The 10128-nt window shown below is 41.8% G+C and carries 7 protein-coding genes and 1 rRNA gene (1 of these 8 running past the window's edge); all 8 read right to left on the bottom strand.

Features of this window, described 5'->3' with window-relative positions; translation table 11 throughout:
* Positions 1-1495 (bottom strand): 16S ribosomal RNA (locus tag IGJ45_RS05495); it reaches 65 nt to the left of the window's first position.
* Between the two features lie 713 nt (positions 1496-2208).
* The gene (locus IGJ45_RS05490; RefSeq protein WP_081132372.1) at positions 2209-3708 is read right to left on the bottom strand and encodes a HAMP domain-containing sensor histidine kinase; all 1500 of its coding nucleotides are present in this window, start codon (positions 3706-3708) and stop codon (positions 2209-2211) included.
* 14 nt (positions 3709-3722) lie between these two features.
* Entirely contained in the window at positions 3723-4409 is a 687-nt protein-coding gene (locus IGJ45_RS05485) for a response regulator transcription factor (RefSeq protein WP_003127863.1), read from the bottom strand.
* 144 nt (positions 4410-4553) lie between these two features.
* A complete protein-coding gene (gene gndA / locus IGJ45_RS05480; protein ID WP_005472106.1) occupies positions 4554-5975 on the bottom strand; it encodes an NADP-dependent phosphogluconate dehydrogenase in 1422 nt (473 codons plus the stop codon).
* A gap of 198 nt (positions 5976-6173) precedes the next feature.
* A complete protein-coding gene (gene rpmF, locus IGJ45_RS05475; RefSeq protein WP_003127860.1) occupies positions 6174-6353 on the bottom strand; it encodes a 50S ribosomal protein L32 in 180 nt (59 codons plus the stop codon).
* Positions 6354-6409: 56 nt separating this feature from the next.
* Positions 6410-6970, bottom strand: a complete 561-nt coding sequence (locus IGJ45_RS05470) for a YceD family protein (RefSeq protein WP_208775209.1) — start codon at positions 6968-6970, stop codon at positions 6410-6412.
* Positions 6971-7167: 197 nt separating this feature from the next.
* Positions 7168-8952, bottom strand: coding sequence for a pyruvate kinase (gene pyk / locus IGJ45_RS05465; protein ID WP_005472102.1), 1785 nt, complete (start codon positions 8950-8952; stop codon positions 7168-7170).
* Positions 8953-9036: 84 nt separating this feature from the next.
* Positions 9037-9999, bottom strand: coding sequence for a 6-phosphofructokinase (gene pfkA / locus IGJ45_RS05460; protein WP_003127857.1), 963 nt, complete (start codon positions 9997-9999; stop codon positions 9037-9039).
* Positions 10000-10128: the final 129 nt, after the last annotated feature.

Here is a 10128-nt window from a genome sequence, read left to right as displayed (position 1 = left end):
ATCCCACCTTAGGCGGCTGGCTCCAAAAAGGTTACCTCACCGACTTCGGGTGTTACAAACTCTCGTGGTGTGACGGGCGGTGTGTACAAGGCCCGGGAACGTATTCACCGCGGCGTGCTGATCCGCGATTACTAGCGATTCCGGCTTCATGTAGGCGAGTTGCAGCCTACAATCCGAACTGAGAGAAGCTTTAAGAGATTAGCTTAGCCTCGCGACTTCGCAACTCGTTGTACTTCCCATTGTAGCACGTGTGTAGCCCAGGTCATAAGGGGCATGATGATTTGACGTCATCCCCACCTTCCTCCGGTTTGTCACCGGCAGTCTCGCTAGAGTGCCCAACTAAATGATGGCAACTAACAATAAGGGTTGCGCTCGTTGCGGGACTTAACCCAACATCTCACGACACGAGCTGACGACAACCATGCACCACCTGTCACTTTGCCCCCGAAGGGGAAGCTCTATCTCTAGAGTGGTCAAAGGATGTCAAGACCTGGTAAGGTTCTTCGCGTTGCTTCGAATTAAACCACATGCTCCACCGCTTGTGCGGGCCCCCGTCAATTCCTTTGAGTTTCAACCTTGCGGTCGTACTCCCCAGGCGGAGTGCTTAATGCGTTTGCTGCAGCACTGAAGGGCGGAAACCCTCCAACACTTAGCACTCATCGTTTACAGCGTGGACTACCAGGGTATCTAATCCTGTTCGCTCCCCACGCTTTCGAGCCTCAGCGTCAGTTACAGACCAGAGAGCCGCCTTCGCCACTGGTGTTCCTCCATATATCTACGCATTTCACCGCTACACATGGAATTCCACTCTCCTCTTCTGCACTCAAGTCTCCCAGTTTCCAATGACCCTCCCCGGTTGAGCCGGGGGCTTTCACATCAGACTTAAGAAACCGCCTGCGCTCGCTTTACGCCCAATAAATCCGGACAACGCTTGCCACCTACGTATTACCGCGGCTGCTGGCACGTAGTTAGCCGTGGCTTTCTGGTTAGATACCGTCAAGGGATGAACGTTCTACTCTCATCCTTGTTCTTCTCTAACAACAGAGTTTTACGATCCGAAAACCTTCTTCACTCACGCGGCGTTGCTCGGTCAGACTTTCGTCCATTGCCGAAGATTCCCTACTGCTGCCTCCCGTAGGAGTCTGGGCCGTGTCTCAGTCCCAGTGTGGCCGATCACCCTCTCAGGTCGGCTATGCATCGTGGCCTTGGTGAGCCGTTACCTCACCAACTAGCTAATGCACCGCGGGTCCATCCATCAGTGACGCAAAAGCGCCTTTCAACTTTCTTCCATGCGGAAAATAGTGTTATACGGTATTAGCACCTGTTTCCAAGTGTTATCCCCTTCTGATGGGCAGGTTACCCACGTGTTACTCACCCGTTCGCCACTCTTTTTCTTTCGGTGGAGCAAGCTCCGGTGAAAGAAAAAGCGTTCGACTTGCATGTATTAGGCACGCCGCCAGCGTTCGTCCTGAGCCAGGATCAAACTCTCATAATGATTTGTTTGAACGATCCATAGGATCGTTAAGCTCAAATAAAATTAACTTTGCTAGCTATTGCTTGCATGTATTTTGCTTCATAAATGAAGCGCCCTACACATTGGTTCGTTTGCTTGCTTTGTTCAGTTTTCAAAGGTCTACTGCGCTGCGTTAGCAACTTTTAAATCATATCAGACCGACAAGTGAATGTCAACTCTTTTTTTAAAAGTTTTTTCAAGCGATTGTTATTTAATCGCTCTTTATCTCTCAGCGACTTTTATATCTTATCATCTCGAAAGCTTTGTGTCAACAACTTTTTTGAAAGTTTTTTCTAACTTTTTAAGTTGTTTTACCTAATGCTTTCTGACGACTTTGTTATAATAACATCTGTCTTGATCTTCGTCAACATTTATTTTGAAAAAATATTTGAAAGGTTTAAACAGTGACTATCACAAAGACAAATACTAATATAGCAATTCTACTGCGAAAAATCAACAAAAAACAAAGCTTTTTCTCAACATTTTTTTTAGCCGAATCTTTCTTCTATTCTTTATCTCATCGTTCGCTTTTATAGCAATAATTGCGTTTTATAACTATTCGTGTTCCTCAATCGTTCCTGTTTATATGAACAAGCAGAAACGCTGTCCATTAAGTAAGATCCCTTATAAAGAAAAAACCAGCTGATTGTCGCTAACCTACAACAACCAGCTGGTTTCTTCGCAGAGGATCTGCGCTATTTCAAAACATCCTTACTAGATTGAACCACAGGAATATATATTCTAAAAATCGTTCCTTGCCCAATCACACTTTCTGCAGTAATGCGCCCTTTATAACTTTCCAATAATTGCTTAGCAATGGATAGTCCTAACCCATTTCCCCCTTTGGTTCTTGCTCTCGCCTTATCCACTCGATAAAATCGATTGAAAATTTTATCCAAGTCATCTTTGCTGATTCCTTCACCAAAATCCTGAATTGCAATCTCAAACGTTTGTCGATCAGAAGAAATAGATAAATGGACCTCTTTGCGATCTGTGGAGTACTTGACGGCATTATCTAAGATGATAATAATAATTTGTTCGAAATGATTCCGATAAATTTTTAAAGTCAATTCGTGGTAAAGATCATCATCCAATGTGAAAACAAATTCCGGGTAAAGAATTTTAAAATTATTAAATACTTGGTATACGACTTCTTTGGCTTTTGTCGTTTCATTCGCATAGTGGACATCTACTTGCTCAGCTCTGGAAAGGTCGAGCATTTCCTGCACAAGTGTCTTCATTCGACTGATTTCTTGCATGCTGGCTGCAAGCGATTCATCTAATACTTCTGGATCGTCCTTGCCCCAGCGCTGCAACAGGCTCATATGTCCTTCAATGATTGCCACTGGCGTCCGTAATTCATGAGAAACGTCCTCTACAAACCGTTCTTGCTGCTCGATATATAGCCGCATACGGTCGAGCATCTCATTAAAGATGTCTGCCAAATCAGATAATTCATCATTTGTATTCAGTTCAGGCATATGCACGGTCGATTGGGGATTCTTTCGAACGGTTTCCATTGTATCCCGCAAAACTTTCAGTGGCTGCAAGAAATAAGCAGATAAGAAAAAACCTAAAACGCTACTGAGAATCAAGGAAACGACTTCAAGTATGATTAGCGTTAACAAGAGCTTACTGCGAATTTCATAAAAGGAGGTCAGTTCATAAAATGTTTGAGCATAACCAATTTTTTCTCTCGTTTCTTTTGAGTAGATTGGCTGGATCGACAAAAAGCCTGTAATATTGTCCAATGTCACGATCGTGGGCGGCTTTCGCTGCACATCGATCAGAGAAAGATTATTTTCATGGGTTTTGAAAATCAATTCCTGATTCAGATTATAAACAAATAAGCTCAAAGGAGACTGGCCTAACTCGGAAATAAACGAGTCGATCTTCATTAAGTTCCCATCAATTGTTGAAGTTCGGTCGTAGATGCTCGTATCACCACTATCGTTCTTAGTTAAATTTCGATAGGTACGCACCAATGTCAATTCTTGGTCTGAATTGGCTAACCTAGAAGCTACTTCCGACATCGTACGCTCCACGTTATTTTCTTCTTTAGCCACAAGCAGGTTGATAGATGTTTTGTAGGTGATGACTGCAAAAATTGTAAAAACAACAAATATAAAGAAAGAACTTGCGAAGGCCCACTTCACAGTCAAAGAAGGCCCCTTCAGTTCTTTTAGTTTTTTCATTCTTTTTTTTAAGCTCACGAACGCATCACGTATCCTGTCCCCCGAACAGTTTGGATATAGCTCTCTTCTCCAGGTACGTCGATCTTATTCCGTAGATAACGAATATACACATCGACTACGTTTGTTTCTACTTCTGTTTCATAACCCCAAACTTTGTTCAGCAGAACATCACGGGCTAAGACGACATTGACGTTCTCCATCAAAGTAAGAAGCAACTCGTACTCACGCTTCGTCAATTCAATGACATCACTGCCTCGACGCACCACACGGTTTTCTTTCTCGATGGTTAAATCACGATAAGTGATCGTCGTTTGTTTGGCAACATTTTTGTCTCCTTCAATGTCGATTCGACGTAACAGAGCACGCAAACGAGCTAGTAGCTCTTCAATCGCAAAGGGTTTCACAATATAATCGTCTGCTCCGTGATCTAGCCCTGAGACCCGATCGATCACTGAATCTCTTGCTGTCATCATAATGATTGGCGTATTTTTGGTCTGGCGCACACGACGGCAAACTTCTAATCCGTTTAGTTCTGGTAGCATCAAATCAAGTAAGATGGCATCCCATTCATTGTTCAACGCTGCATCCAATCCAGTTCTGCCATTATAATGTACTTCGGTATTATAGCCTTCATGCTTTAATTCTAATTCCACGAATCGAGCTAAGTTCTTTTCATCTTCAATGATTAGAATATTACTCATTAGTTAGAGCTCCTTTATCGGTTATTCTGCATATAGTTAGACACTATCTGCTTTATTTTATCATGTATCTAAAAAATAAAAAAGAGATTGACCGAAAGTTCTCACTGTTCGGTCATTCTCTTAATTTGTTCTCAATTGTTCGACTTATTCTTCCTCATACCAAGAGTAGTGGTAAATTCCTTCTTTGTCCGTACGTTCATACGTATGGGCACCGAAATAATCCCGCTGTGCTTGGATCAAGTTTGCAGGCAAACGATCTGAGCGATAAGAATCAAAATAAGCAATTGCTGAAGAGAATGTTGGGACTGGTACGCCAGCTTGGACTGCCAATGCTACGACGTCACGAACGGATTGTTGATAGCGTTTTGTGATTTCCTTGAAATAGTCATCAAGCAATAAGTTTTCGATATCCGTATCTTTTTCATAAGCATCGGTGATTTTTTGCAAGAATTGCGCACGAATGATACAACCTGCACGCCAGATTTTAGCAATTTCACCAAATGGCAGTTGCCAATCATACTCTTTTGATGCGGTCCGTAATTGCGCAAAACCTTGTGCATAGCTCATGATTTTGCTGAAATACAATGCTTCCCGAATTTTCTCAACAAATTCTTGTTTGTCTCCTGTAAATTCGAATCCTTTAGGTTTTGGTAAGACTTGGCTAGCATTCACTCGTTCTTCTTTATAAGCAGAAATATAACGCGCAAAAACAGACTCTGTGATCAACGGCAGTGGAACACCAAGATCTAATGCACTTTGACTCGTCCATTTCCCCGTTCCTTTGTTGCCGGCAGCATCTAAAATCACATCAACGATTGGTTTCCCAGTACCTAAATCGTCTTTGCGTGTTAAGATGTCTGCTGTGATTTCGATCAAGTAGCTATCTAATTCGCCTTTATTCCATTCAGAGAAGATCTCCGCCATTTCAGAAACAGATAGCCCTAGAATTTTTTGCATCAAATCATAGGATTCAGCAATTAGCTGCATATCTCCATACTCGATACCATTGTGAACCATTTTTACATAGTGTCCTGCACCATTTGGTCCAATGTAGGTAACACAAGGAGTGCCATCTTCTGCTTTTGCTGAGATTTGTTCCAAAATAGGAGCCACTAACTCATACGCTTCTTTTTGTCCGCCAGGCATGATTGACGGGCCTTTCAATGCGCCTTCTTCTCCACCAGAAACTCCGGTACCGATAAAGTTGATACCAGAATTTGCTAATTCTTCATTACGACGGATCGTATCTTTGAAGAATGTGTTTCCTCCATCGATCAAGATGTCCCCTTTTTCAAGATGAGGCAATAATTCTTGGATGGTTGCGTCTGTCGCAAAACCCGCTTTGACCATCAAAAGAATGCGTCGTGGTGTTTCGATCGATTGTACGAACTCTTCAATCGTATAGGTTGCTTTAAAGTTTTTATCTGGATGTTCTTTTACTACTTCTTCTGTTTTAGATCCTGTACGGTTGAATAGGGCAACTGAATAACCGCGGCTTTCAATGTTCAACGCTAAGTTTTTTCCCATGACTGCCATACCGACAACGCCGATTTGTTGTTTTGTCATCACTCATCCTCCTAAGATTCAGTTATCTGTTTCATTATAGCGCAAAAGATAGTTGTTTTGAACTATTCTCTTTCAAAGAGTAAGAATTATTTCAGAAAAGTTCTAGTTTTCATGAAACTAATCTGAAACAAAAAGAAAAATCCTAAGGCTCCATGGTTAGCCTTAGGATTTTGAAATCCATTTTTCTGTAAAAAAGGATTATGCTTCTTTTGTTGCTACATCTTTTCCATCGTAATGACCACAGTTTGAGCATACATGGTGGCTTTTTTTCATTTCACCACAGTTTGCACATTCGTTCAAACCGTTGATTGTCAATTTGTAATGAGTACGACGTTTTGCTTTTTTCGCTTTAGAAGTTCTTCTTGCTGGTACTGCCATTTTGCTACACCTCCTTGTAAATGAAAGCAACCTTGAGGCTGCAATTTATTCCAATCCTACGCGTTATCATCTTCTGAATCATTGAACAGTTCCGATAATTTTGCAAGACGAGGATCAATTTGTTGGGCTTGCGCTTCTTTTTGATTTGCATAGTCTTCTTCTGATAAAACAGCCCAGTCATTTCCTGACGGCATTTCTGTGCTACTTTTCTCTTCCTCAGTAAGGACTTGCATGGGAATCGCAAGTAATAGGTTATCAGCAACTGAATCATCCAAACTGATCGTCTGACCTTCAATGATCAAGACATCTTCTTCTGGAATCATTTCATCTCGCCGCTGAAATTGCTCTGGTGTCATGAAGAGTTCATCCACTGTAAAATCCATTGGCAAAGCAACTGGAGTCAATGAGCGTGTTGAAGGTAACGTGATGGTTGTCTCCACTCGGTAATGTAGGAGATATTCATGTTTTCCAACAGACATCATGCCAGTGATTTTCACAGGAGACAAATCAATGATCTGTCCATCGCGTTTTATCAATTGATTTTTTAAGTTCAACGTTTCGTCGAACATTAGCGGTGTCTCTTGGTATTTTTTTAATTCCAATAAAGACCATTTCATTTTTATCACCCCTAAGCAACAAAAGCAATTATACAGGGGTTATTTCCCTTTGTCAATGAAATTTTCTTGACACCTTTTTCATTTCTACAGCTGTAATTTTACGCACAAAAAAGTGATTGCTTTTAGAGAAAAAAACAACAGACTCGCTACTTATGCACGAGCCTGTTGCCTCCATTAATCAATCTTTCGAAAGAAGATTAGATAGCTGTTGTTTCTCCACGGTAGACGATTCCACGACGAGAATCCACAGTAATCAATTCACCATCTTTGATCGTTGTTGTGGCATCTTTTGCCCCAACGATCACTGGAAGGTCTTTCGCAATGCCGACAACTGCTGCATGAGAAGTCAAACCGCCGTCTTCAACAACAAGTGCTGCTGCTTTCTCGATTGCAGGCATATATTCTTTATCTGTTGTTGGAACAACTAAGATCATGCCATCTTTTGCTTTAGCAATTGCTTCTTCTGCACTGTTGGCTACAACGGCATTAGAAACGATTGATTTTTCACCGATTCCTTGTGCTTCAAGCAATTTAGAACCGATCATTTGAATTTTCATCACGTTCGTTGTTCCACGTTCTCCAACTGGCACACCAGCAGTGATCAAAATCAAATCGCCTTCTTTGGCAAAACCAAGATCCACAGCTTGTTTAGCTGCTAATTCGAACATTTCGTCAGTTGTTGAAGGTTTTTCAGCAACTGTTGGATAAACACCCCAGTTTAACATCAAACCACGTTTTGTACGTTCGTCGAAAGTTACTGCCAAGATATCTGCATCTGGACGATATTTTGAAATCATTTTCGCAGTATAGCCAGATTCAGTTGCAGCAACGATTGTTTTTACGCCAAGATTTTTAGCTGCACGTGCCACAGAAAGACCAATTGTTTCTGTTACATCAGTTTTATCAAATTGGTTGATTTGGAAAGTACTCATTTCTGCTAAAGCATTTTCTGCTTCGATATCGATACGAGCCATCGTTGCAACAGCTTGTACAGGATAGTCTCCGTTTGCTGATTCTCCAGATAACATGGTTGCATCTGTTCCGTCAAAGACTGCATTGGCAACGTCAGAAGCTTCTGCGCGTGTTGGACGAGGATTTTGTTGCATTGATTCTAACATTTGAGTTGCAGTGATAACTGATTTACCTACCGCATTACATTTTTTGATGATTCGTTTTTGAACCATTGGTACTTCTTCTGCTGGAATCTCAACACCCATGTCTCCACGAGCAACCATGATACCGTCAGAAACTTTGATGATTTCATCAATGTTGTCGATACCTTCTTGAGATTCGATTTTAGAGAAGATTTGTACATGAGTCATGTTCTTTTCTTCAAGAATTTCACGAATTTCTAAAACGTCTTGAGCTTTACGTACGAATGAAGCTGCGATGAAGTCGATATCATTGTCTAATCCAAAACGAATATCGTCAGCATCTTTTTCAGTAATACCAGGCAAGCTGATTGATACGCCAGGTGCATTGACCCCTTTACGAGAACCCAACATTCCTGCATTTTTAACAACAACAACTAATTCACGTGCTGCTTCGTCTTTTTCGATGATCTCCATATCGATCAAACCATCATCAAATAAGATATGGCCGCCTACATATACATCATCAAATAATCCAGGATAGGTCACTGCAATCTTTTCTTTTGTTCCTTTGTGTTCTGGGTCCATTGAGATACGTGTTTGGTCACCAACGTTGAATTGGATATAGCCGGCACGACCATAATCTGCTTCGGTTGTGTCTTGAACGGTTGTACGGATTTCTGCTCCTTTAGTATCTAAAAGAATCCCTACATCTTTACCAGTTTTCTTGACCGCTTCACGCACCATTGTCATACGTCCTAATTGTTCTTCATGATCTCCATGAGAAAAATTGAAACGGAAGACATTTGCACCGGCTTCGATCAGTTCAGAAATAATTTCTACACTATTACTTGCTGGTCCTAATGTGCTGACGATTTTTGTTTTTTTCATTACTAAACGCTCCTATTCATTTATTTAAAATAGCTTAATAAGCTTTTTTTACAAAATTACTGTTGCGTTTCATACTTCCTAAACTTAAAAGGAAATTTCCTTGTTCAAGTCGTATAAAGAAATATCTGGTTTGTGACGATTGTTTTCAAGCGTTTCGATGATATCTGCAGCAACCATCTGGTTGTTTTCGATACCGATGCACAATCCGCCTTTGCCTTGTTGAAGCAACTCAACTGCGTAAGCACCAAATTTACTTGCTAGAACGCGGTCTCTTGCGCTTGGTGATCCGCCACGAACAACGTGTCCTAAAATCGATACCCGCGTGTGGAAATCGCCATATTCAGATAATTTATCAGCAAATTCGTTTCCGCCCATCACGCCTTCTGCTAAGACGATCAAGCAGTGTTTCTTACCGCGGTCCCGTCCTTCACGAATTCGGTTCGCAACAACGGCCATATCAAAGTCATGTTCTGGGATGATGATCTCATCTGCCCCACCGGCAACTCCTGACCAAAGCGCAATGTCACCTGCACCACGACCCATTACTTCGATTACGAATGTCCGGACGTGAGAAGTTGCAGTGTCACGAATTCGGTCGATTGATTCCAATACTGTATTGATTGCTGTATCAAAACCGATAGTAAAGTCCGTCCCAGGAATATCATTGTCAATCGTTCCTGGAATACCGATCGCCGGAAAACCATGGCGTGTTAGAGCCATCGCACCATGATAAGAGCCGTCGCCACCAATAACGACCAACCCTTCAATACCGAATTTTTTCAGTTGTTCAATCCCTTTCAACTGACCTTCTTGTGTCGCAAATTCAGGATAGCGCGCAGAGTACAAGAATGTACCGCCTCGTTGGATCTTGTCACCTACATCTGCCACATCAAGACGGCGAATATCTCCAGCTACCAAACCAGCATAGCCGTAATTGATTCCATATACTTCCAGCCCATCAAAGATAGCCTTTCTTACAACTGCCCGAACCGCTGCGTTCATCCCCGGCGCATCGCCGCCACTGGTTAGAATTCCAATGCGTTTCATTATCCATTCACCTCATTAGTAGATTTGTTTAGGGAATTGGAACTCCCTTATTTGATACTTTTCAAGTAATAACCACGAGTAGTATTTTACCATTATTCCAGAGAAATGTCTTGAAATAGTGGGAAAAAG

It is taken from the genome of Enterococcus sp. DIV0574, assembly GCF_051711125.1.
Taxonomy (GTDB): domain Bacteria; phylum Bacillota; class Bacilli; order Lactobacillales; family Enterococcaceae; genus Enterococcus_D; species Enterococcus_D gallinarum.
The sequence above is the reverse complement of the archived record's forward strand: the minus strand, read 5'-3'. Positions and strand labels throughout refer to the sequence as shown.

Bases quoted from the DNA above. Each gene is read 5' to 3' on its own strand.
- pyk (WP_005472102.1), bottom strand. From the start codon at position 8,952: ATGAAAAAAACAAAAATCGTCAGCACATTAGGACCAGCAAGTAATAGT.
- IGJ45_RS05490 (WP_081132372.1), bottom strand. From the start codon at position 3,708: ATGAAAAAACTAAAAGAACTGAAGGGGCCTTCTTTGACTGTGAAGTGG.
- rpmF (WP_003127860.1), bottom strand. From the start codon at position 6,353: ATGGCAGTACCAGCAAGAAGAACTTCTAAAGCGAAAAAAGCAAAACGT.
- IGJ45_RS05485 (WP_003127863.1), bottom strand. From the start codon at position 4,409: ATGAGTAATATTCTAATCATTGAAGATGAAAAGAACTTAGCTCGATTC.
- IGJ45_RS05470 (WP_208775209.1), bottom strand. From the start codon at position 6,970: ATGAAATGGTCTTTATTGGAATTAAAAAAATACCAAGAGACACCGCTA.
- gndA (WP_005472106.1), bottom strand. From the start codon at position 5,975: ATGACAAAACAACAAATCGGCGTTGTCGGTATGGCAGTCATGGGAAAA.
- pfkA (WP_003127857.1), bottom strand. From the start codon at position 9,999: ATGAAACGCATTGGAATTCTAACCAGTGGCGGCGATGCGCCGGGGATG.